The organism is Peptoniphilus grossensis ph5 (genome assembly GCF_000311825.1).
Lineage (GTDB): Bacteria > Bacillota > Clostridia > Tissierellales > Peptoniphilaceae > Peptoniphilus_A > Peptoniphilus_A hominis.
Map to the genome: position 1 here is coordinate 61,452 of NZ_HE978567.1, position 23,977 is coordinate 85,428.

General features: G+C 35.4%; 17 protein-coding genes and 1 pseudogene. 1 reads left to right on the top strand and 17 read right to left on the bottom strand.

Going from position 1 to position 23,977, the window contains the following annotated elements:
- Positions 1–74 precede the first annotated feature (74 nt).
- The 17 genes and pseudogenes from glmL to hutI all read right to left on the bottom strand — a co-directional run bounded on the left by glmL (position 75) and on the right by hutI (position 21,484).
- Positions 75–1,418: a methylaspartate mutase accessory protein GlmL gene (gene glmL, locus HGPG_RS04635; RefSeq protein WP_019124895.1), complete on the bottom strand. Its 1,344-nt coding sequence runs from the start codon at positions 1,416–1,418 to the stop codon at positions 75–77.
- A complete protein-coding gene (locus tag HGPG_RS04640) occupies positions 1,415–2,041 on the bottom strand; it encodes a cyclodeaminase/cyclohydrolase family protein (protein ID WP_019124896.1) in 627 nt (208 codons plus the stop codon). The genes glmL and HGPG_RS04640 overlap by 4 nt, the downstream gene beginning before the upstream one ends.
- An 8-nt stretch (positions 2,042–2,049) precedes the next feature.
- The gene (locus HGPG_RS04645) at positions 2,050–3,729 is read right to left on the bottom strand and encodes a formate--tetrahydrofolate ligase (protein ID WP_019124897.1); all 1,680 of its coding nucleotides are present in this window, start codon (positions 3,727–3,729) and stop codon (positions 2,050–2,052) included.
- A gap of 8 nt (positions 3,730–3,737) precedes the next feature.
- Positions 3,738–4,631, bottom strand: a complete 894-nt coding sequence (gene ftcD / locus HGPG_RS04650; RefSeq protein WP_019124898.1) for a glutamate formimidoyltransferase — start codon at positions 4,629–4,631, stop codon at positions 3,738–3,740.
- Between the two features lie 70 nt (positions 4,632–4,701).
- The gene (hutH, locus tag HGPG_RS04655; protein WP_019124899.1) at positions 4,702–6,240 is read right to left on the bottom strand and encodes a histidine ammonia-lyase; all 1,539 of its coding nucleotides are present in this window, start codon (positions 6,238–6,240) and stop codon (positions 4,702–4,704) included.
- Positions 6,241–6,690: 450 nt separating this feature from the next.
- A complete protein-coding gene (locus HGPG_RS04660; protein ID WP_019124900.1) occupies positions 6,691–6,900 on the bottom strand; it encodes a hypothetical protein in 210 nt (69 codons plus the stop codon).
- Positions 6,890–7,579 (bottom strand): hypothetical protein, encoded by a 690-nt coding sequence (locus HGPG_RS04665; protein ID WP_019124901.1) that lies wholly within the window; start codon positions 7,577–7,579, stop codon positions 6,890–6,892. The genes HGPG_RS04660 and HGPG_RS04665 overlap by 11 nt, the downstream gene beginning before the upstream one ends.
- Positions 7,580–7,693: 114 nt before the next feature.
- Positions 7,694–8,416, bottom strand: coding sequence for an amino acid ABC transporter ATP-binding protein (locus tag HGPG_RS04670; RefSeq protein ID WP_019124902.1), 723 nt, complete (start codon positions 8,414–8,416; stop codon positions 7,694–7,696).
- Positions 8,409–9,086: an amino acid ABC transporter permease gene (locus HGPG_RS04675; protein ID WP_019124903.1), complete on the bottom strand. Its 678-nt coding sequence runs from the start codon at positions 9,084–9,086 to the stop codon at positions 8,409–8,411. Before HGPG_RS04675 ends, HGPG_RS04670 begins: the two co-directional genes overlap by 8 nt.
- Before the next feature lie 70 nt (positions 9,087–9,156).
- Positions 9,157–10,011 carry a transporter substrate-binding domain-containing protein gene (locus tag HGPG_RS04680; protein WP_019124904.1) on the bottom strand — a complete coding sequence of 285 codons (855 nt, stop codon included), beginning with the start codon at positions 10,009–10,011 and terminating at the stop codon, positions 9,157–9,159.
- Between the two features lie 109 nt (positions 10,012–10,120).
- A complete protein-coding gene (locus HGPG_RS09960; protein ID WP_019124905.1) occupies positions 10,121–10,924 on the bottom strand; it encodes a L,D-transpeptidase family protein in 804 nt (267 codons plus the stop codon).
- A 1-nt stretch (position 10,925) separates the two neighbouring features.
- Positions 10,926–13,742 (bottom strand): excinuclease ABC subunit UvrA, encoded by a 2,817-nt coding sequence (uvrA, locus tag HGPG_RS04690; protein WP_019124906.1) that lies wholly within the window; start codon positions 13,740–13,742, stop codon positions 10,926–10,928.
- Positions 13,743–13,754: 12 nt separating this feature from the next.
- Positions 13,755–15,746, bottom strand: a complete 1,992-nt coding sequence (gene uvrB, locus HGPG_RS04695; RefSeq protein WP_019124907.1) for an excinuclease ABC subunit UvrB — start codon at positions 15,744–15,746, stop codon at positions 13,755–13,757.
- Between the two features lie 11 nt (positions 15,747–15,757).
- Positions 15,758–17,359 (bottom strand): gamma-glutamyltransferase family protein, encoded by a 1,602-nt coding sequence (locus HGPG_RS04700; RefSeq protein ID WP_019124908.1) that lies wholly within the window; start codon positions 17,357–17,359, stop codon positions 15,758–15,760.
- A gap of 326 nt (positions 17,360–17,685) precedes the next feature.
- Complete coding sequence (locus HGPG_RS04705; protein WP_019124909.1) at positions 17,686–18,204, bottom strand: PH domain-containing protein; 519 nt, start codon at positions 18,202–18,204, stop codon at positions 17,686–17,688.
- A 64-nt stretch (positions 18,205–18,268) separates the two neighbouring features.
- Positions 18,269–19,805, bottom strand: a pseudogene (gene nhaC, locus HGPG_RS04710) (Na+/H+ antiporter NhaC).
- A gap of 413 nt (positions 19,806–20,218) precedes the next feature.
- Positions 20,219–21,484 (bottom strand): imidazolonepropionase, encoded by a 1,266-nt coding sequence (gene hutI, locus HGPG_RS04715; RefSeq protein ID WP_019124910.1) that lies wholly within the window; start codon positions 21,482–21,484, stop codon positions 20,219–20,221.
- Positions 21,485–21,921: 437 nt separating this feature from the next.
- Here hutI and HGPG_RS04720 point away from each other — a divergent pair, with 437 nt between their 5' ends.
- A complete protein-coding gene (locus HGPG_RS04720) occupies positions 21,922–23,913 on the top strand; it encodes a urocanate hydratase (RefSeq protein ID WP_172634664.1) in 1,992 nt (663 codons plus the stop codon).
- Positions 23,914–23,977 lie beyond the last annotated feature (64 nt).

A 23,977-nucleotide genomic window follows, 5' to 3' on the forward strand; every position in this document is an offset into this window, starting at 1 on the left:
AGAAAATTTTATTCTTTCAAAAATTTTTTATTGCAAAAAAAGAAGTTGCCATAATGACAACTTCTCAAAGTATTTTATAATTCTTTTAAATATTTATTTAATAATTTGTAGGAAGCTTCTTCATCTACAGTAGAGATCAGTCCAGCTGATGATAAAATATAATTTTTATCTAAATAATATTTTATCTTCCTATTGATTAAATATTTATCGTCTAAATCCTCTATAGCTGAGAGAATTTTTTTCGGCTCATTAGAATTAATAAGCGATCCACCAGTTCCGATAAACATTTCAGCCGGTCTCAAATCTTTTCCGTATTGTTCGTAAATCGTCCTAGTCGGAGTTTTAATTTTTTTTATGTGACCAATATGTCTCATAAGTGAAGTGTGAGTAGCAATATAGCAAAGGACATTATCAAAGAATAAATCTTCGTCATTGTCTGGAATATAATTTGTGTGATTGAAACGATACTCCGTCTTTTCCCTTGCATCCTTTATGCCAAATTTTAGGAAGGGTTCTTCACCTACTGACTCGTAAAGAGCAGTGGCTGAATACCTCATGCCCATGTCGCCTTCCACAGTTCTCTTTTCAAAGGGCTCATCAATGGGAGGTGAAATTACATTTTCTTCTCCGTAATAAGTTTTGCCTATAGAATGGATGTCTGTAGTTGCTCCACCAATATCCACAGATAAAATAACTTTATCTAAATGTTTTGCATAGACAGACATTGCCTTTTGAACTGCAACGGGCGTTGGCAAAAGAATTTCAAAATCCTTACTCAATAAATCAATGCCCTTAGCGTGAGCAATTGTCCTTATAAAAAGGTCTCCAATTGTCTTTCTAAGTGGTCTGTAATTTATAGTGTTAGTAGTTGGCATGACATTTTCTGTGAAGTCACAAGGAACACTATTTTTTTCAAAAATTTCCCTTATTTCTTCATGAGTGTCAATGTTACCTGCCACAACAACGGGAGTCTTAAGCTGACCCTTAGCAAGTTTTTTTGCATTGAAGATGATATTATCCTTGTTGCCGTGGTCAGTCCCACCACATAGTACTATAATATCGGCACCAGAATTTTTTATTTCGTCTACATTTTCATCTGTAAGTTCATAGGAATAAACCTTTAAAATTCTGGCACCAGCAGATAGTGACGCAAGCCTTGCAGCGTCAGTAGTAAGATTCTTTGAAAAACCTATTGCTACAACCTTTAGTCCTCCTGATGCTGAAGAGCAACCTAAAACTTTGTCATATTTGACTTCAGTAACTTCCCTTAATTTTTTATAGGCATTGTTAAAGCCTTCTCTAACATCAGTTTCTACAGTGGTGTAGCTTGATGCACTACCTAGAATTTCATTTTTGTCAGTATCCACTAAATTAAGTTTAGTATAAGTTGACCCAACATCGACTAAAAGGTAAATCATGCTAATTTTTCATCTACAACTTTCATGATTTCAGCGTGATTTTTTTCTACAATTTTTCTTGTAGCAGCCATTTTATCTTCAAGTTCATGTCTGTAGTCTTGGTCTTTAAGTGAGTTTAGGTTGATGATTACATTTAAGAAAGCACCATTAACTGCAGCTTCAATATTTAATAGAGCAACTGCAACATCAGTGATGGCATTTGAATTTCCCTTTTCAGCAAGTTCCCTTGCAAAGTCATAAAGTTCTGTAACCTTCATACCAAGTCCAAGAGGTACTTCAATTGCATTTCTGTAACCTTCTTGAATTTTTTCAGATCTGATTTTCTTTTCTTCTTCAGTTTCCTTTGGAAGTTGCATAGCATCCATAACTCCGTTAAAAGAGTTAGCGTCCTTGTCAATTCCATCAACAAAATCTTTTTTATATTTTACAAGTTCAGCATGGATTTCTTCCATTCTTTCAGAAACATCCATATATTTTTTCTTGCCAATAGTTAGTGCTGCAACCATTGCAAGAAGTGAAGCAGCCATTGATGCGTTAAGTGCAGCAATAGATCCGCCACCTGGTGCTGGTGAATTTGAAGCAGTTTCGTCTGCGAATTCTACTATAGTTAAATCTTTAAGCATTTTTCCTCCTAGAATAATCCAGTGATAACTCCGTTGTTGTCAATATCCATCTTGTTGGCAGCTGGTACCTTTGGAAGTCCAGGCATTACCATGATGTTTGAAGTTTGAACAACAATAAATCCTGCTCCTGCAGAAACTCTTACATCTTGAATTTCGATGTCAAAGTCAGTAGGTGCTCCCATTACTTTTTGGTCGTCAGTAAATGAGAATTGTGTCTTAGCAACACAGATAGGAAGTTTGTCAAGACCCATTTCTTCAAGTTTCTTAACTTGATTCATTGCAGCCTTAGTGAAGTTAGCCTTTCTACCTCTGTAAATTTCAGTAACAATTGTGTTAACTTTATTTACTATGCTGTCATTTTCGTCGTAAAGTGGTTTGAAGTTAGATTTTTCTTCGTCGATTAGTTCAACAACTTGTTTAGCTAAATCTTCTGCACCTTCGCCACCCTTTGCGAAACATTCACAAAGTGAAATTCTTACGCCAAGTTCTGCACAAAGTTCTTGTAATTTTGCAATTTCAGCTTCAGTATCATCAGCAAATCTGTTGATAGCAATAATAGCTGGAACTCCAAATTTCTTAATATTTTCAACGTGACGTCTTAAGTTAGCAAATCCTTTTTCAAGAGCTTCAACATTTTCGGTCTTTAGTTCTTTTTTATCTACTCCACCGTGCATCTTAAGAGCTTTGATTGTAGCAACAATTACTACAGCATCTGGAGATAGACCAGCTTTTCTACATTTAATGTCCATGAATTTTTCTGCACCAAGGTCAGCACCGAAACCTGCTTCTGTAACAGCGTAATCGCTAGTGTTAAGTGCAAGTTTTGTAGCTAAGATTGAGTTACATCCATGAGCAATATTTGCAAAAGGTCCACCGTGAATAAAGGCAGGTGTATTTTCAAGTGTTTGTACCATATTTGGTTTTAATGCATCTTTAAGAAGCATTGCAACTGCACCTTGGATTTCAAGGTCAGCAACTGTTACTGGATCACCATCAAGATTGTATCCTATAACCATTCTTGCCAATCTATTTTTTAAGTCTTCGATATTTTCAGAAAGACATAGAACAGCCATGATTTCAGATGCAACAGTTATCATGAAGTGGTCTTCTCTAGGGAAACCATCAGCTTTTTTACCAAGAGAGATAACAACATTTCTTAAAGATCTGTCATTCATATCGATAACTCTCTTCCAAGTAATTTGTCTACAGTCAATTCTTAGAGCATTTCCTTGGTGAATGTGGTTATCTATACAAGCTGAAATAAGGTTATTTGCAGCTGTCATTGCGTGAAGGTCTCCAGTGAAGTGAAGATTAATATCTTCCATTGGAACTACTTGTGAGTATCCGCCACCTGCAGCTCCACCCTTAACACCAAAAACTGGTCCAAGAGATGGTTCACGAAGTGCTACTGCAGATTTTTTGCCAATTCTATTAAGACCTTGAGTAAGTCCAATAGAAACTGTAGATTTACCTTCACCTGCTGGTGTAGGGCTAATTGCAGAAACTAAAATTAGTTTTCCGTATTCGTTGTTTTCATCAATTCTTTTAATTGCGTCCCAAGAAATTTTTGCCTTATACTTGCCATATTGTTCAAGATCGTCTTTTTCAAGACCGATTTTAGCAGCAACTTCTTCAATAGGAAGCATTGTAGCTTCATCAGCTATTTGTATATCTGTTTTAAATGCCATATATTTAATTACTCCTCAATTAATAATGTTTCAAGAACTTGTTCTGATTTTAAGCCTTCGATTTGCATATAATAAGCTGCTGAATCTACTAGGGCTTGAAGTGGAAGAAGTCCAATAAGTTCAGTATTTACAACTGTAACACCATATCTCTTAGCTTCTGATTTAATCATTTCAAGAGCTTGGTAAATTGCAGTTTTTTCAAAGTTTACAAGGTTCATTGATACTTGAGTTTGACCTTTTTCTTCAAGTTCAAGACCAATAGCCTTAACAAATCTAAGTCCTCCACCAATGTGACGAACTTTCTTTGCAATTGTATCAGCAACAGTTAGATCGCTTGTGTTTAGGTTAACATTAAATGCAATAAGGTGGAATCTTGCTGCAACAGCAGTAGCTCCTGATTTAACATTCATTTCTTGAGGACCAAAATCTGGTTTCCATTCAGGTTCCTTGATTTTGTCGAAGAATCCTTCATATTGTCCTTTTCTTACTTTTGCAAGATTCTTTCTATCTGGAGTGGAAGCTGCATCTTCATATAGATAAACAGGAATTCCCATATCACCAATTGCTTTACCAACTTTTTTAGCATATTCAACACAGTCTTCAGTAGTACATTCAGTTACTGGAACGAAAGGTACAACGTCAACAGCTCCCATTCTTGGGTGAGCTCCCTTGTGTTGTGACATATCGATTATTTCAGTTGCTACTTTTACAGATTCAATAACTGCATTTATAACAGCTTCTGGTTCACCAATAACTTCAACAACAAGTCTGTTGTGGTCAGCGTCTGGTTGATAATCGATTAATTTAATGTTTTCTTTTGCTCTAAAGCATTCTGTGATTTGTTCAACTTTCTTTAGGTCTCTACCTTCAGAATAGTTTGGAATACACATTACTCTTTTCAATTAATTTCCTCCTATAGGTTATCTAATACTTTTTTCTTACCGATATATTATATAGTATTTAAACTAAATATTAAAGTTCTACTACTTTTTCAACTTCTTCAAGAAGTTTTCCGCTTGTGATTAATTCTTGAGCTTTTTCAAGTTCTTCGTACATTTCGATCTTCTTATCTTCTTCGATAAATGCAACTTGCTTTCTGATTACATCGTGAGCAACTTTAGTACCCTTACCAAGTTCATACTTGTTGTCTTCCATTTCCATTCTGAAATCAAGGGCTTGAGCAGCTATCATAAGTTCAGTAGTTAAAATTCTTGCAGTGTTCTTAACAACTTCTCTAACTTTTCTTGAAGCCCAGTTACCCATTGATACGAAGTCTTCTTGGTTTTCACAAGATGTTATTGAGTCAACACTTGCTGGGTGAGATAGTGTTTTATTTTCAGATGCTAAAGCAGCTGCAGCATATTGAGTGATCATAAATCCAGAGTTAAGTCCTGGGTGCTTAACTAGGAAAGAAGGCATTCCAGAAAGTGTAGTGTTAACCATTCTTTCAATTCTTCTTTCAGAAACATTACCTAGTTCAGAAACTGCAATTGCTAAGAAGTCAAATGGTTGAGCCATTAATTCTCCGTGGAAGTTACCACCAGAAATTACCTTACCATCATGAGTGATGATTGGGTTATCAGTTGCAGAGTTAAGTTCGATTTCAACTTTTTCTTTAACATATTCAAGAGTATCCTTAGAAGCTCCGTGAATTTGTGGCATACATCTGAATGTATAAGCATCTTGAACTCTAAGTTCAGCAGTGTGAGTTACATAAGTTGAACCTTCAAGAATATTTCTTAAGTTTTCAGCAGTCTTAAGTGATCCTGCGTGTGGTCTAATTGTGTGAAGTTCTTCCCAGAATGCGTCGATGATTCCTCTTGAAGATTCACAAGCCATAGCTCCTGCGATATCAGCAATCTTAGAAAGTTGAAGTGCATCATATAGTGCAAGTGCTCCAGTTGCAGTAAGAACTGTAGTACCGTTAATTAGTGCAAGACCTTCTTTAGCTGCAAGTGCAATTGGTTTAAGTCCTGCTTTTTCCATAGCTTCTTTTCCTGGAAGAAGTTCGCCTTCATAGTAAGCTTTTCCAAGACCAAGCATTGGAAGAACCATATGTGCAAGTGGTGCTAAGTCTCCAGATGCTCCAAGAGATCCCTTTTCTGGAATAAATGGAACAACATTTCTATTTAACATTTCAAGAAGTAATTCAATAGTAGAAAGTCTGATTCCAGAAACTCCCTTTAATAATGAGTTAATTCTAATAAGCATAACTGCTCTTGTTTCGTCTTCAGGAAGTGGGTTGCCAAATCCAGAAGCGTGAGTTCTAATGATGTTTTCTTGAAGTTGAGCTGAATCTTCTTTAGAAATTGAAACTCTTGATAGAGAACCAAATCCAGTGTTGATTCCATAAACTACTCTTTCTTCTTCAACGATTTCTTCAACATATTCTCTTGATTTGTTTACATCAGCAATAGCCTTTTCGTCGATTACTGCCTTTACATGGTTTCTAGTAACTTCTACTAATTCTTCTAGTGTTAGATCATTACCTGTTAATACTACTTTGTTCATAATTGTACTCCCTTTCCTTTAATTGATTACATTTTACTTACTAATTCAAAAGAAAATATAAAGATGAAAAATTATGTCATCCTTTGAAAAGTAGTAACTATAAAAATTTACCAGCACTTGCTAAACTTTAATTGTTTGCAAATGTTTTCTACAATGATTCTATTCCAAATATAAATTATTGTCAATAATTTTCAATAAAATTAAACTCTTTTACTAAAAAAAGTACAATATTTTATCTCTTTTTTTTAGTAATTTGATTCTTGATTTTTGTGTTTTAAACAAAACTTAGTCTACATGATTAGTAATCCTTCCTTTTTATAAAAAATTATTATAAAAACTTTTAAAAAAAATATATCATTTATATTAATCTATGTATTTTTACATCTTTGTATCTTAGAAAAAATATTTCCAATAAAAAATGACTTAGTCCCCTAAGTCATAAAATTTATCTTAATCTTTTTTTATTAATCCATAAACAATAAGTCCTACAGAAAGAATAAAGGCAATTATTAAAGTGCTGTCATCTTTAAGGTAATTAATTAAATTATTTTGATAAGACGATGTCATCTTCAGATCAAAAAGTGGCATGAAGTGCAAAAATACTATTAATAAAACTGTCAGTGCCACACCAGTTATAATGTACTTGTCTCTAGCTTTCATTTATTTGCTCCTTTCTTACAATTAAATATACTCCCACAACTTTTTTTGCACTGCCTTTTCTTACTTCTCCATCCTTATTAATAATTTTAAAGTCATAAGAATTAATTTCAGGATAAAGGCTGGCAGTGACAAAAGTTTTTCCTTCAACTTTTATATCAAGATCTAAATCAATTAAAATCTCTCTTTTCACATCAAAGCCCAAGGCATTGGAAATTATTTTTTCATCTATAGGCAGGTCTGCCATATAATCATTTTTAAATTTTTTCTCTCCAAGTTTTATAGTGACTTCTTCATCTTCCTTGTTGTCGCATATTGACTGATAATAGTCTCCATTAAATTCTGTTGCATTTTTAACTTCTGAAATATCTTCAATTATATAGCCTTCTTTATTTTTTACTTCTTGCTTAATATAAGCTTCATCTTCAAAAAATTTTATGTGCTTTATTTCTGAAATCTCATAACCAAGACTATCTTCAATTTGTTTTTTCTCTTCATTAGATACTTCTTCTATTTCAAAGTTTTTCTTGACCTCACTTTTTTCCCCGCTTATATTTTTTTGGTCTTCACTTGAAATTACCTGATCCTTATTATGTGAATTATAGGTCCTAAGTCCAGCATAGATGAAAAGCAAAAAGATTATTGCAAGAAAAATAATTATCTTCTTCACTGATGACTTCATCAAACACTCTCCTTAAGAGGATTATATCATCTGAAAAAAATTTTTTCTATGAAAAAGCAAGAAAAAATGACTTAGTTACCTAAGTCATCTCTATCTAATATTTACAAAAATTATTTAAAGCACCTTTGCTAAAAAGTTTTGTGTTCTTTCATTCTTCGGATTGCCAAAAACTTCTTCTGGGCTTCCCTCTTCTACAATGTAGCCACCGTCCATAAATAAAATCCTGTCGCCAACTTCTCTTGCAAAGCCCATTTCGTGAGTAACGACAACCATTGTCATGCCTTCCTTGGCAAGGTCCTTCATTATATCTAAAACTTCTCCTACCATTTCTGGATCAAGGGCAGATGTTGGTTCATCGAAGAGCATTACCTTAGGATTCATTGCTAGGGCTCTTGCTATGGCAATTCTTTGCTTTTGTCCACCTGATAAGGACTTGGGAAAGGAATCTCTCTTATCTGGTAGACCAACTCTTTCTAAAAGTTCCATTGCCTTTTTTTCTGCCTGATCTTTTTCCATTTTCTTCACAAGAGTTGGAGCAAGTGTAATGTTATCTATTATATTTAAGTTGTTGAAGAGGTTAAAGGATTGGAATACCATGCCCATTTCTTCACGAACTTTATTTATATCAATGTCCTTTGAAGTGATCTCTTCATCGTCTACAAAAATTTTGCCACTTGTTGGCTCTTCTAAAAGATTTAAGCACCTTAAAAAAGTTGATTTGCCTGAACCCGATGGTCCAATGACAACTACTACTTCTCCATCTTTTATTTCTTGATTTATTCCCTTTAGGACTTCAAGTTCTCCAAAGGATTTAGTCAAATTTTCTACCTTAATCATTTGCAAGTCTCCTTTCTAGAAGTCCCAAAGCCTTTGAAAGGCTAAAGGTCATAATGAAATAAATTACAGCTACAAATATGAATGGTTTTACTAGTTGATAAGTACCTGAAGAAATAGTTTTTCCGGCATACATGAGTTCTCCAACTCCAACTGTATAGGTGATGGAAGATTCCTTTATAAGTGTAATAAATTCATTTACAAGGGCAGGAAGTATATTTTTTATTGCTTGTGGCATTATTACCTTAGCCATGGCTTGCTTTTTGTTAAGTCCAAGAGATCTCGCTGCTTCCATTTGTCCAGGATCAACTGATGCAATACCTGATCTTATAATTTCTGCAACATAGGCTGCTGAGTTTAAACTTATTGAAAGTGCACACAAAAACATTGGAGCAGTCAAAAGTGTAAATTGTTCTGGTATTATTTTTTTTAGTCCAAAATAAACAATCATTATTTGCACAAGCATTGGTGTACCTCTCACCACTTCGATGTAAATATTTGAAAGTATATTTAGTAATTTTATTTTTGATGTCTTCATTAGAGCAAGTAAAATTCCAAGGGTAAAACCTAAAAGGACTCCAATTATTGAAAGCTCAATAGTGGTCAAGGCTCCATTTAAATAGGTTGGAAGATATTTACTTGCGAAGGCAATTTGTCTCGATATGATTCCCATATTATTCCTTTCTAAATTATCTAATTTACAAAATAAAAATTCCCCACATAAAGTAGGGAATATTTAATTACTAATTGTTAGCTTCTTTGTTAGATAGTTCAATATACTCATCAAACCATTTTTCAACTTGGCCTGAATCTTTTAATCCTTTAACAACTTCATTAACAGCTCCTGTTAAATCGTCATTTCCCTTTTTAATTGCTACTGCAAATCCACTTTCATCTGGGATTCCTAAATTGTCTATGATAACAAGCCCATCAGTTATTGATGCAAATTGCTTTGCTGGAAGTTCTGATAGGAAAGCTGCATCAATGGATTTGTTCTTTAATTGCTCAATGATTACATTGTTAAGATCAAATCCCTTGCACTTATCTCCAAATTTTTCAGTTGCAAATTTTTGTTGAAGTGAACCAAGTTGTGTACCAATAATTTTTCCTTCAAGGTCATCAAAAGTTTTATACTTATCTTTATTTTCTTCAGTTACTAGTAACACTTGTGCTCCCTTTGAATATTCTTCAGAGAAGTCAACTTGTTTCTTTCTTTCTTCGTCAGCACCCATGCCTGCAAGAACCATGTCAACATCGCCTGCATTTAGGGAAGCTAGAAGTCCTTCGAAGGCCATGTTCTTAACTTCAAGTTCAACTCCAAGAGAATCGGCAATTGATTTTGCAATTGCAAGGTCAATACCTGTAAATTCTTCCTTGCCATTTTGGAAGGATGTCCATTCCATTGGTGGGAAGTCTGCTGAAGTTCCAAGAACAATTTTGCCCTTTTCCTTTATAGCGTCAATAGTTGGTCCAGTAGTTGTTATTTCAAACTTAACTGCTTCCTTTGCTTCTTCTTTTTCATCATCTTTTTTCCCACAGCCAAATAAAAATAAGGCTGCCATTGCTATAATTGCAATATTAAAAATCTTCTTTTTCATAATACCCTCCTAGTTCCTTTTAAATAGTATTTCCACGTCTTCTTTAATTTTAAAAAACATTATAACTCAAAACAAATTGAATTTCAACGATTTTTATTACTTTATTTAATTAAAATTCTAAAAGATCTCCTGCTGGAACACTCTCTATAGTCTCTTGGGCTTTTGTCTCTTCTTGCACTTCTGAAGGTTTTTCTTCTACAGGTGCTTTTGCTTCTTCCTTTTTAACTCTTGAATATTGGTAAACTCCCCAAGATTCAAGTTCATTATCTGTACCTATCCAAACTGGTGAACCCACAGACATATTTGGAAATACATAATTTTCCACATCATAATTAAATAGTCTTATGCAGCCGTTGGAATAGTAACCGCCAATTTGATGAGGCTTAATATTTCCATGAATGCCATATCCGCTTGCTCCAGGCAGTCTTAGGCCCATCCATCTTTCCCCAAGAGGATTGTTGGGGTCGTCAGCCTTAGCTGGTTTGTACTTTCCATTCATTCCGCCCCAGGCAGGGTTTTTATGCATATTTTGAATTTTTCCCTTTGCAGATGGTGTTGGTGTGGCATTGGTACCCAGTGTCACTGGATACTTGCCAATAGACTGATTTCCCTCATACATAGTAAGAGTTCTTCTTGACTTGTTTACCACTATCCACTTGCCTTTTGTTGGTGGATTTGTCACCATGTCGTAAACTTCATAGTTTTCAGTGTGTAGAGCCTCTTTAGTCTTGTCGTTTAGAGTTCCCGTCACTGGCAAATTCATGCGAGCTTGCCATCTTTTGATTTCATCTCTCTTTTCAACGCCGCTTTTATCCATAAAATTATTTTCTCTGACAAAGCCCTTGGCAAAAACAAAATTTGGCAAGAGACTTGCAGCTAAAATAAAAATTCCAATTTTTTTAATTTTCTTCAAATTAATCCTCCAATTTATCCCTTAAAAATTCTCCAGTGTAAGAATTTTTGCACTTAACAATTTCCTCAGGAGTGCCAGTGAAGAGAACCTCTCCTCCACCATCGCCGCCTTCAGGTCCTAAATCTATTATATAATCGGCACACTTTATGACATCTAGGTTGTGCTCAATAGTAATGACAGTGTTGCCTCTATCTACTAGCTCTTCCAAAACCTTTATGAGTTTATTTACATCTTCAGAGTGAAGTCCCGTTGTAGGTTCATCTAAAATGTAGAGAGTCCTGCCAGTTGCCCTCTTAGAAAGTTCTGTGGCAAGTTTTATTCTCTGTGCCTCTCCCCCTGATAAAAGGGTAGAAGATTGTCCAAGCTTGATGTAGGACAAGCCAACATCTCTTAGGGTTTCAAGCTTTCGCAAAACTCTCTCGTGATTTTGGAAAAAGTCAATTGCCTCTTCCACTGTCATGTCTAGGACATCGTAAATATTTTTGCCCTTGTACTTAACTTCAAGAGTTTCACGATTGTATCTCTTGCCATGGCAAACTTCGCAAGGCACATAGACATCAGACAAAAAGTGCATTTCAACCTTTAAAATTCCGTCGCCCTTGCAGGCTTCGCACCTTCCGCCCTTTACATTAAAGGAAAATCTTCCCTTCTTGTAGCCACGCATTTTTGCCTCGTTAGTAGATGCAAATATATCTCTTATTATATCAAAAGCGCCAGTATATGTGGCAGGATTTGATCTTGGAGTTCTTCCAATTGGTGATTGGTCAATATCCACGATTTTGTCAATATTTTCTAGTCCTTCTACACTTTTGTGCTTGCCAGGTTTTATTCTCGACTTATTTATTTTTTGTGCAAGACTTTTATATAAAATTTCGTTTACTAGAGAGGACTTGCCCGAACCAGAAACACCAGTTACGCATATAAAGTCGCCTAAAGGAAATTCTACATCAATATTTTTTAAATTATTTTCACTGGCTCCTATGACCTTTATTGACTTGCCATTGGACTTTCTTCTTTCCTTTGGCACTTCAATTTTCTTTCTGCCACTTAAATAGGCACCAGTAATTGACTCTTGAACTTCCATAATTTCTTCAGCAGTTCCCTGTGCAACTATTCTTCCCCCATTTACACCAGCTAGAGGACCAATGTCCACAATTTGGTCGGCTGCAAACATGGTGTCCTCGTCATGTTCTACGACGATTAGAGTGTTTCCTATGTCCGTTAAATTTCTTAGGGATTCTAAAAGTTTTGCATTGTCCCTTTGGTGAAGTCCTATGCTGGGCTCGTCTAAGACATAAATTACACCCACAAGTTGTGAGCCAATTTGCGTTGCCAATCTAATTCTCTGTGCTTCTCCACCAGAAAGAGTTCCTGCCATTCTTGATAGAGAAAGGTATTCTAGTCCCACATTTACCAAAAATTCAAGACGAGATTTTATTTCCTTTAAAAGTTCTTCAGCTATAATCATTTCATTTTTTGTTAACTCTAAATTTTTGAAAAATTCCAAGGCTTTATCTATGGAAAGTTCTGTCAGCTCAAAAATATTTAGGCCGCCAACTTTTATGGCAAGAGAAGAATCTTTAAGCCTTGAACCGTGACATTTTGGACAGGGAACTTCTTCCATAAACTCGTCAATTTTGTCAAGCATTCTGTCGGAGCTGGATTCAGTATATCTTCTCTTTAAATTTTTTAAAATTCCCTCAAAGCCACCAGAATATTTTTTTTCTCCAGAGAAGAAGGAATTGAAGGAGAAGTTAAGTTTTCCCTTGTAGCCCTCAAAAATTGACTCCATAAATTCTTCTGGTGCATTTTTTATTGGCTCTTTTGTGCTAAAGTTAAACTTCTTTGCAATTTCAGAAATTATTTCATAATAATAAGTACCCTTGGAGTTGGAGTAGCAGGCAATGGCTCCCTGGTCTATGGAAAGGTCTTTGTTGGGAATTACTAAGTCCCTGGAAACTTCCTTGGAGAAGCCTAGCCCCTTACACTCATGGCAGGCACCAAGGGGTGAGTTAAAGGAAAAGGATCTTGGCGTAACTTCTTCTATTATAATATTACAGTGAGGGCAGGCAAATTTTGTTGAAAAAATTAAATCTTCACCATCAATAACATTTACCTTGGCAATTCCGTCACTTAAATTTGTGGCAATTTCAAGAGAATCTGCAAGTCTTGATTCAATTTTTTCCTTTACAATAATTCTGTCAACGACAATGTCTATGTCGTGATTTTTATTTTTATCTAGTTCAATTTCTTCAGAAATGTCATGCATCTCTCCGTCAACAAAAACTCTTAAAAAGCCTTCTTTTTTTATCTTTTCAAAAATTTTTTTGTGTTGACCCTTCCTGTGCCTTACCACTGGAGAAAGTATTTGGATTCTAGTTCTCTCTTCCAATTTCATAACTTCATCAACCATTTGGTCAATTGTGTAGGAAGAAATTTCCTTGCCACATTCTGGGCAAAAGGCATGACCAACTCTTGCATATAAGAGTCTCAAGTAGTCATAAATTTCTGTAACTGTGCCCACAGTTGACCTTGGATTTTTTGATGTAGTCTTTTGGTCAATGGAAATTGAGGGACTCATGCCTTCAATGTAGTCCACCTCTGGCTTATCCATTTGTCCCAAAAATTGTCTGGCATAGGAAGACAAACTTTCAACATATCTCCTTTGACCTTCGGCATAAATTGTGTCAAAGGCAAGGGATGACTTTCCTGAACCAGAAAGTCCAGTGAAAACTACAAATTTATTTCTTGGGATTTTTAAATCAACATTCTTTAAATTGTTGACTCTGGCTCCCTTTACTATTATTTCATCTTTCAATTTAACACCTCTTTATAAAAGGGCAGATTTTTTCTTCTCTCTTAAGTCCTTTATCTTATCTCTAATTTCAGCAGCTCTTTCAAAGTCAAGTTCCTCTGCTGCCCTGTACATTTCAGGTTTTAGAGCATCAATCATTTCATTTATTTCATCTTTTGTAAATTCATTTTCCGTATCTACAAGTTCTTTAAAGTCAAGGCTGTCTTCTGCTGCAATGGCAGTGTTAATGACTTCACGCACACCCTTGACTATTGTCTTTGGAGTGATGCCATGGTCCTTATTGTAGGCTTCTTGAATTTTTCTTCTCCTAGAAGTTTCATCAAGGGCAACTTGCATTGATGGAGTTATGGTATCGGCGTACATTATAACCTTTCCCTCGGCATTTCTCGCAGCACGACCAGCAGTTTGGATAAGTGATGTAACAGAACGAAGGAAGCCCTCTTTGTCTGCATCAAGTATGCAAACTCTTGAAACTTCTGGAAGGTCAAGTCCTTCTCTCAAAAGGTTAATGCCAACGAGGACATCCACCTCTCCCAGACGCAAGTCTCTTATAATTTTCATTCTCTCCAAGGTATCCACATCGGAGTGCATGTAGGTTACTTTATACCCAATTTCTTTTAAATGTCTTGATAAATCTTCAGACATTCTCTTAGTAAGAGTAGTAATTAAAACTCTTTCCCCTCTATCAATAGCTCCATTTATTTCATTTATTATGTCGTCAATTTGATTTTTTATTGGTCTAACTTCTATTATTGGGTCCAGAAGTCCCGTAGGCCTAATAATTTGTTCCACTTGTTGCTCTGTATGCTCAAGTTCATAGGGACCTGGAGTTGCAGAAACATAGACGCATTGGTTCATCATTTCTTCAAACTCATTAAACCTTAGTGGTCTGTTGTCAAGGGCAGAAGGAAGTCTAAATCCATATTCAACTAAGGTTTCCTTACGAGATCTGTCTCCGTTAAACATTCCCCTAATTTGTGGAATTGTCTGGTGAGATTCATCTATTATAGTGAGAAAATCCTTTGGAAAATAATCTATTAATGTATAGGGTCTTGAACCTGGCGCCCTGCCAGATAAGTGTCTGGAATAATTTTCTATGCCAGAGCAAAATCCCATTTCAGAAAGCATTTCTAAATCGTATCTAGTCCTTTGCTCCAACCTTTGTGCTTCCAAAAGTTTTTCTTGGTCCTTTAAGACCTTTAGCCTTTCTTCAAGTTCTTCTTCTATGGTAACTATTGCCCTCTTCACCTTTTCTTCTGAAGTTGCAAAGTGAGATGCCGGCGTGATGTAGGCGTGATTTAGGTAGTGCAAGACCTCCCCAGTCAAGGCATTTACTTCTGTAATCCTATCTATTTCATCGCCAAAAAATTCAACTCTAATGGAATTTTCAGATGAAGATGCAGGGAAAATTTCCAAAATATCTCCACGAACCCTAAAAGTTCCACGCTTAAATTCATAATCATTTCTAACATATTGAATGTCCACGAGCTTACTCATGACTTCATTTCTGTCCTTAATCATGCCTGGCCTAAGAGAAATCGCCAATTGTTCGTAGTCAATTGGGTCTCCCAAACCATAGATGCAGGAAACAGATGCAACAATAATTACATCCTTTCTCTCAAAGAGAGCCATAGTGGCAGAGTGACGAAGCTTATCTATTTCATCATTTATAGAAGAATCCTTCTCAATAAAAGTGTCCGTCCCAGGCACATAAGCCTCTGGTTGATAATAATCATAGTAGGACACAAAAAATTCCACTGCATTTTCTGGGAAAAATTCCTTTAACTCAGAGCAAAGTTGGTAGGCAAGAGTCTTGTTGTGGGCAATTACAAGAGTTGGCTTTTGCACTCTCTCTATTACATTTGCCATGGTAAAGGTCTTGCCAGACCCTGTTACACCTAAAAGATTTTGGTGCTTGTAGCCCTTTTTTATGCCCTCAGCTAATTTATCAATTGCCTGAGGTTGGTCGCCAGTAGGCTTGTAGTCTGAATGAATTTTAAATTTCACTTAATCACCTTCTAAAAAGCAAAAATATTGGAGTCCGTCCTCTTTTCAGTTCCACCAATATATACATCATCTTTCTTCAAAATAACTTGTCCACGACCCATGTTTTTAAAGTCACTTATTACATTGACATGGTGACCAAGTTTCTTTAGATCATCAATTATATCATCATCAAAGTCACACTCAAGGTCAATATTTTTGTCTCCAGTCCACATAAGTCTCGGTGCATCAAGAGCAGCCTGTGGGTTTAAATTAAAGTCAAGCATATTCATAAGGACCTGTACATGAGCTTGTGGCTGCATAAAGGCTCCCATTATGCCAAAGGCTCCAAGGGCCTCGCCCTTCTTTGTCATAAAGCCAGGAATTATTGTGTGGTAGGGAAGCTTTCCTCCTGCAAGTGAATTTGCCAGCCCCTCTTGAAAATAAAAATTTTCAACTCTATTGTTAAGAGCAATGCCTGTCCCTGGCACAACAATGCCTGATCCAAAGCCAGCGTAGTTTGACTGAATCATGGAAACCATGTTGCCATACTTATCTGCAGTGGCAAAATAAACTGTGTCTGAAGATTTTATAGGATAAGACTTTGGCATTTCAGCAAAATCTTTTATGTCAGCCCTTCTCTTTTCAGCATATTCTTCTGACAAAAGCTCTTCGATTTTTATCTTCATTGAATCAGGATCTGCCACAAAAGCCTTTGCATCAGTTAAGGATAATTTTATGGCCTCTATAATTTTATGCATAGTTCCTATGTCAGATCTATCCTTTATTTCCATTTTATTTAAAATATTTAGGGCCATTAAGACAGAAATACCATGGCCGTTAGGCGGTATCTCCCAAATGTCTACGCCCCTATAATTTGTTGAAATTGGATCAACATATTTTGGAGTGAAATTTTTTAAATCATCTCCACTTAAAAATCCGCCAAGTCTTTCTACTTCAGCTGAAATTTTTTCTGCCAGCCTACCCTTATAGAAGGACTCACCCCTAGTGTCACGAATTTCTTTTAGGGTCTCTGCCATGTCTTTGCAGGAAAAAACTTCTCCAGCTCTCGGTGCTCTTCCTTCTATTGTAAAAGTTTTAAAAAATTCATCAAATTCTTTTCTATTAAATTTTCTGTATTTTTCTACACTTTCCCTCCAAAGCTTTGCAATTTGTGGCGTCACTGGGAAGCCCTCTTCTGCATAAGAAATTGCAGGCTCAAAAATTTCATCAAGGCTCATTGTGGCAAAGTCCTCATGAACTTTCATGGCGCCGCCAATAAGTCCCGGCGTGTTTATTACATTTACCCCACAAGAAGGCATCTTGTCATAGCCCTTTTTCTTTAAGGCATCAATGGAAATAGATTTTGGACTTCTTCCACTGGCATTAATGCCATAGAGTTTTCCTTCAAAATAAATGAGAGCAAACATATCTGAGCCAAGTCCATTGCCTGTGGGTTCAACAACTGGTAGGGTCATAGATGCGGCAAGGGCAGCATCAATTGCATTGCCCCCTTCAAGTAAAATTTTCCCGCCAGCACTTGTTGCATAGGGTGAAGAAGTTGCCACCATTCCCTTTTTTCCAAAGATGGCCCTTCTTGTAGAAGGATAGGGATATTTATTGTAATCAAAATTCATATAATCATCCTCAAATTTTATAAAAAAATATTTTTTCTTGTTTCTAAAAAATTTCATTAAAAGCTTTATCAGCTAAAGATAATTCTATAATTAAAAGGCAAATAATTCAACTTTTACTGGTCCCTGGCGAAAAATTCTTAGCTTAAAATTTTCCTTAACTTAAAAATTTTATTAACCCCAAAAAACTTTTTACTCTAAAACTATTTCATATCTTTAAAATTTTTCAGCAAAAAATTATTATATAGGGGCAAGACTAAACAGTGCCAAAAAAATCCAAAGAAAAAAAGAGAAACTTCAAATTGAAGTCTCTCTCAAAATTAAAATTATTATTTTTTACGATTTTTCTTGTTCATATTTTTCATCTCTTTTTTAAATCTTTTGAGATCTTGTTTATATTCCCAAGCATCGTAAATTTTTATTTTTTTGTTGTGCTTGTGAGCCAATTCAAAGACACTTTCCTTGTCCTTTTCATCAAAGAAAAATCTCTTAGTTACATCTCCCTTTGTGAAATATAAAAGCGTCAACTTTGGCTCCTCAGCCTTCTTTTCATAGGTAATAGCTTCAATGTCTGACCATTCCCACACATTATAAGTGTGAGTAATTTTCATGTCAGAATACATTTCAAGTCCCTTACCACTTACTGCCACATATTTTTTAGATAATAAGGACAATAATAGTAAAAGTGCAAGAACTATAGTGAGCTTATACTTTGTAGTTATGCCTAAAATAATCAAAATAGAAGTGATTACGTAGGCATATTTTTCAGAAAACTTTTTTCTAGGATTAACATATACGTATTTAATTGCTTCGCTGTCATCATCCCAAGGTAATTTTATATCTGACACATAATCACTTCTTTCTAATTCAATTATTTTTAATTTTTAGTCTTTGCTTAATTAAGCCTTTAAATTAAGCATTAACATTTGGTGCTTTACCTTCTGCTCTTAATTTTTCAAGTTGAGCAACAGCATATTTGTGTGCTTCTTCAGGAGCGCCAGCAACTTTCTTCATCTTAGTTTTGCCAAATACATTTGTGTAAGCTCCGTCAGCCCAGAAGATATTTCTTCCCATGAAAGCAGTTATGCAAGCGTAGATTGGGTTTAGTAAGTTTACAAAAGCAAATGGGAAGTATACAAACGGATTCATTCCAAGTATACCAGATTGGTAAGCTCCACAAGCTGTCCATGGGAACATACATGCCCAAAGTGTACCAGCATCTTCAAGTGTTCTTGAAAGCATATTTCTTGCAAGTCCAAGTTCATCATACTTGTCGTCATATAGAGGAGCAGGAACACCGATTCCTAGGAATTGGTCACACATTGCTGCGTCACAGAATATTGATGTAAGCATTGTAGCAAAAACAAGTCCACCAACTGAGTTGATTTTGTGTTTTACATTACCGAAAATTCTTTCAACAGAACCACATTTTTCAAGAGCACCACCAAAGGATACTGCAAGTAAAATTAAGTTAACTGTCCACATTTGATTATCCATACCGCCCTTAGCAAGTGCTGCATCTACAAATTCGTTTCCAGTTTCAACAGATGGTCCATAGTGAAGGATACTAAATATATCTGCCACATTGTTTTGACCTTGGAAAATAACTGCAAATAATACACCAGTTGCTACTGAAATAAGAACTCCAGGAAGTCCAGGAACTCTTAAGATACATACTACTACTATAACTACGATTGGTAGAAGTACAAGTGGGTTAAGGTTAAAGTTAGCTGCGATTGCATCTTCAATACCTTGTGCAATTGTAGGGTCATAGTTTACAACATTGATTTTTGATCCAAGAATTCCATAAATAATAAGTGAAAATAAGAATACTGGACCTGTTGTAGAAACCATTGCTGTTACGTGATCAAATAGACCAGTTCCAGATACACCAGCTGCTAGGTTTGTAGTATCAGATAGTGGAGAGAATTTATCTCCAACATATGCTCCAGAAATTACCATACCTGCTGTTAGTGCAGGGCTAATTCCAAGACCAACACCTATTGTCATAAAAGCGATACCAATTGTACCTGTTGCTGTCCAAGATGAACCACATGCAAGTGATACAACTGCAATAAGCATACAACCTACTGGCAAGAATAATTGTGGTGTAAGTAATTTTAATCCGTAATAAATAACTGCTGGGATAGTTCCTGAAATCATGAAAGATGAAATCAATAGACCTACTGTAAGTAAAATTAAAATTGCTTCAAGAGTAGCTGTAAGTCTTTCGATTATACCTTCCAACATGTCAGAAAAAAGTGTGTCCACAAATTCCACCAACGATACATGCAATAGTAATTGCAACAACTAGTGGCATATGAGCTGCGCTATATTTTTCATCACTAAAGTTGAAAACATAAACCATTAAACAAACCATTGCGATTATTGGCAAGAAAGCTTCAATAATGCTAGGCATTCTAACAGTTCTTTGACCGTCGTTCTTCATATAATTACCTCCTAAACTTTTCATTTAGCATATTAATTTTGCATAAAAAATTTTTAATATGCTTGCGATACAATTTAAAAAGAATTTTGTATCGCTGAAAATGTTTTCTAAGTAAATTCTAACCTAGATTGACCTACAAGTCAATCAATTAATTTAAAAAATGGCACAATTACAAGAAAAAATACAATCCGTTAGTCTCGTTACATGATAACATATTACTATGTCTTACAATTTTTTTGTGTAAAATTGTTTTATAAAAATTCTCTAACTTTTTAATTAACAGCATTAAATCATTGTTTTTTATAGAAATGTTTTTATTAAAATTAACTTCTATGCAAAATTTTATTTTCAATAAAATAAAAAGTGCAAGTGAACTTCACCTGCACTCAATTAAAATTATTAAATTAAAAACATTATTTAACCAGTTTTCTATCTTCAACTACAAGTTCTCCATCTACATAAACTTGCTTACATAGGTTTGTTCCAAAGAAGTAAAGTGTGTAGTCAATGTTGTGAGCATCGAAAATTGTAATGTTTGCTCTCTTGCCCTTGTCAAAGGATCCCATAGTCTTTGCTCTGTCAACTGAGTAAGCAGCGTTAATAGTTACTGCGTTAAATACTTCTATTGGAGTCAATTTCATTTCAAGACATCCAAGTTGCATGATGAATTGAAGATTTGCTGTTGGACAAGATCCTGGGTTTGAATCTGTACAAAGTGTAATTGCCATTCCCTTGTCAAGCATTTTCCTTGCTGGTGCATAAGTGTCAAGCATTAGGGAGAAAGTTGTTCCTGGAAGTAAATTTCCAATAACATTTGCCTTTGCTAGAGTTTCAATTTCACCTTCATCTACTACCATTAAGTGTTCTGCAGAAACTGCTCCAACTTTTGCAGCAACATCTACGCCACCAATGTTTTCAATTTCATCAGAGTGGATTCTTAATTTAAAGCCATGTTCCTTTGCAGCTTCAAGGATTCTTTCTGATTGTTCAGCAGTGAATACTCCCTTTTCACAGAAGACATCACAGAATTCTGCCAAGTTTCTCTTGGCAACTTCTGGCATCATGTCAATTACTATGTCAACATATTCGTCTGAATTGTCCTTATATTTTTCATGAATTACATGAGCTGCCATGAAAGTTCTAATTAATTCTGTTGGAAAATCCTTGTTTAACTTTTCAAGGACTTCAAGTTCCTTAAGTTCAGTTTCAAGAGTTATTCCATAACCACTCTTAGCTTCAACAGCTGTTACGCCATGAACTAGCATGTGTTCCAATAGGTCTCTAGTCTTGTCGTAAAGTTCATCAAAGCTTGCTGCGTCAGTTGCCTTTAGTGTAGAGAGAATTCCTCCACCTGCTTCAAGAATTTCAAGGTATTCCATACCATTAAGCTTCATTGCAAATTCATTTTCACGACTTCCGCCATATACTAAGTGAGTGTGAGCGTCAATAAGACCTGGTGTTGCAACCTTTCCTGTAAGGTCAACTATTTCTGTATTGTCGTCCTTTAATTCTTCGTAAGCCTTGCCTTCACCAACTTCTAAGATCTTTCCATCCTTAATAGCGATGTAAGCATTTTCTAAGATGTCGGCTTCATTCATTTCTTCACCTCTTAGTGGTCTACCAATGTCTTTTGGTGAAAAAACTTGTTCAAGATTAATTAATATTTTATCCGCTTTCATAATTCCTCCTTTTATCTGTCCTTATCTTAACACATATTTTATACCCATTAAATAATAAATTATTATTTCTATTTTATATCAAAATTTTTTCTGGGAAATTTATTCTATATTATAGGAATTAAGGAGAAAAAATTTTTTGCATATTTTAGAAAAATTTTTATAAATTAAATCCTATATATTAGTCTCTTTTTTTAATTTGAAAACGATTCGTTTCTTTAATTTACCATGGTAAATAAATCAACAGATAGTCCAGTATTACTGATAACCACAATTCCCACGAGATTTTCGCATTTTCTATAAAATTCTAAAATTTTTTTAATTTTTTAGGAAATTAATTTCCCTTTGTATTTACTTTTTAAATATTTTAATTTATAATAGCAAGTAAATGGAGGTTGATAAAAGTGATTAATAATCATAACGCAGATGTTCAAAAGATTATGAAGGTACAAATCAAAAACTTACCAGAAAAAAAATCTTTTGAACAAGGAATTAGAAGAGCTCCTGATAGAGGATTTAGACTTTCAAAGGACCAAACTAAGGTTGCCCTTAGAAATGCTCTAAGATATATCCCAGAAGAATATCATGAAGAATTAATTCCTGAATTTTTAGAAGAACTTACAACTAGAGGAAGAATCTACGGATACAGATTCAGACCAGAAGGAAGAATTTACGGCAAGCCAATTGACGAATACAAAGGAAATTGCTTAGCTGGAAAAGCTTTCCAAGTAATGATCGACAACAACCTAGACTTTGATGTTGCTCTTTATCCATACGAACTTGTAACTTATGGAGAAACTGGTTCAGTTTGTCACGACTGGATGCAATACAACTTAATCAAACAATATCTTGAAATTATGCACGATGACGAAACTCTTGTAATGGAATCTGGTCACCCACTTGGACTATTTAAGTCAAGAAAAAATTCTCCAAGAGTTATAATCACTAACGGACTTATGGTTGGTGAATACGACAACCTTGAAGACTGGGAAATCGCAGAAGAAATGGGAGTTGCTAACTACGGACAAATGACTGCTGGTGGTTGGATGTACATTGGACCACAAGGTATTGTTCACGGAACTTACAACACTATTCTTAACGCTGGTAGATTAAAACTTGGTCTTAGCGAAAAAGATAACTTAGCTGGAAAATTATTCGTTTCATCTGGACTAGGTGGAATGTCTGGTGCTCAAGGTAAGGCTGGAGACATTGCAGGCGCTGTTTCTATCATTGCTGAAGTTGATATTTCAAGAATTGAAACTAGACTTGAACAAGGATGGATCAAGAAACTTGCTGAAACTCCTGAAGAAGCAGTTAAACTTGCTCAAGACGCTCTTGCAAAGAAAGAAGCTCTTTCAATTGCCTTCCACGGTAACATTGTTGATCTTCTTCACTACATGGACAAGAACGATGTTCACATTGACCTACTTTCTGACCAAACTTCTTGCCACAACGCATACAATGGTGGATACTGTCCAGTAGGAATCACTTTCGAAGAAAGAACTGAACTACTAAGAACTGACATCAAGAAATTCCATGAACTTGTTGATGAAACTCTTAAACAACACTTTGAAGTTATTAAGAACCTTACTGCTAAGGGAACTTACTTCTTCGACTATGGTAACTCTTTCTTAAAGGCTATCTACGATGCTGGAGTTAAAGAAGTTTCTAAGAACGGTAAAGACGACAAAGACGGATTCATTTGGCCTTCTTATGTAGAAGACATCATGGGACCACTTCTATTTGACTATGGATATGGACCATTCAGATGGGTTTGCCTAAGTGGTAAACACGAAGACTTAATTGCAACTGACCACGCTGCAATGGAATGTATAGATAAAGACAGAAGATACCAAGATATGGATAACTATATCTGGATCAGAGACGCTGAAAAGAACCAATTAGTAGTTGGAACTCAAGCAAGAATTCTTTACCAAGATGCTAAGGGTAGAGTTGACATTGCTCTTAAATTCAACGAACTTGTTAGAGAAGGAAAGATTGGTCCTGTTATGATGGGTCGTGACCACCACGATGTATCTGGTACAGACTCTCCATTTAGAGAAACTTCTAACATCAAAGACGGTTCTAATGTAATGGCTGACATGGCTACTCAATGTTTCGCAGGTAACTGTGCAAGAGGTATGTCTCTTGTTGCTCTTCACAACGGTGGTGGAGTTGGTATTGGTAAATCAATCAACGGTGGATTTGGTCTAGTACTTGACGGATCTGAAATGGTTGACGAAATTATCAAACTTTCACTTACTTGGGACGTTATGAGTGGTGTTGCTAGACGTAACTGGGCTAGAAATGATCACGCTATAGAAGTAACTAAAGAATTTAACGAAGACAATGAATACGGACACATTACAATTCCTTATCTTGTAAAAGATGAACTAATTGACAATGCTGTTGATTCACTTAATATCGACTAATAAATAATCTTAAATTGCCCTGCAGGAAACTGTGGGGCTTTTTTATGCTCTCTTTCTTTTTGGC

What these genes read in the sequence shown, in the direction of transcription:
- hutI (WP_019124910.1), bottom strand. Translation starts at nt 21,484, where the DNA reads ATGAAAGCGGATAAAATATTAATTAATCTTGAACAAGTTTTTTCACCA.
- HGPG_RS04720 (WP_172634664.1), top strand. Translation starts at nt 21,922, where the DNA reads ATGAAGGTACAAATCAAAAACTTACCAGAAAAAAAATCTTTTGAACAA.
- hutH (WP_019124899.1), bottom strand. Translation starts at nt 6,240, where the DNA reads ATGAACAAAGTAGTATTAACAGGTAATGATCTAACACTAGAAGAATTA.
- HGPG_RS04700 (WP_019124908.1), bottom strand. Translation starts at nt 17,359, where the DNA reads ATGAATTTTGATTACAATAAATATCCCTATCCTTCTACAAGAAGGGCC.
- HGPG_RS04675 (WP_019124903.1), bottom strand. Translation starts at nt 9,086, where the DNA reads ATGGGAATCATATCGAGACAAATTGCCTTCGCAAGTAAATATCTTCCA.
- HGPG_RS04640 (WP_019124896.1), bottom strand. Translation starts at nt 2,041, where the DNA reads ATGCTTAAAGATTTAACTATAGTAGAATTCGCAGACGAAACTGCTTCA.
- HGPG_RS04645 (WP_019124897.1), bottom strand. Translation starts at nt 3,729, where the DNA reads ATGGCATTTAAAACAGATATACAAATAGCTGATGAAGCTACAATGCTT.
- HGPG_RS04660 (WP_019124900.1), bottom strand. Translation starts at nt 6,900, where the DNA reads ATGAAAGCTAGAGACAAGTACATTATAACTGGTGTGGCACTGACAGTT.
- HGPG_RS04680 (WP_019124904.1), bottom strand. Translation starts at nt 10,011, where the DNA reads ATGAAAAAGAAGATTTTTAATATTGCAATTATAGCAATGGCAGCCTTA.
- HGPG_RS04670 (WP_019124902.1), bottom strand. Translation starts at nt 8,416, where the DNA reads ATGATTAAGGTAGAAAATTTGACTAAATCCTTTGGAGAACTTGAAGTC.
- HGPG_RS04665 (WP_019124901.1), bottom strand. Translation starts at nt 7,579, where the DNA reads ATGAAGTCATCAGTGAAGAAGATAATTATTTTTCTTGCAATAATCTTT.
- glmL (WP_019124895.1), bottom strand. Translation starts at nt 1,418, where the DNA reads ATGATTTACCTTTTAGTCGATGTTGGGTCAACTTATACTAAACTTAAT.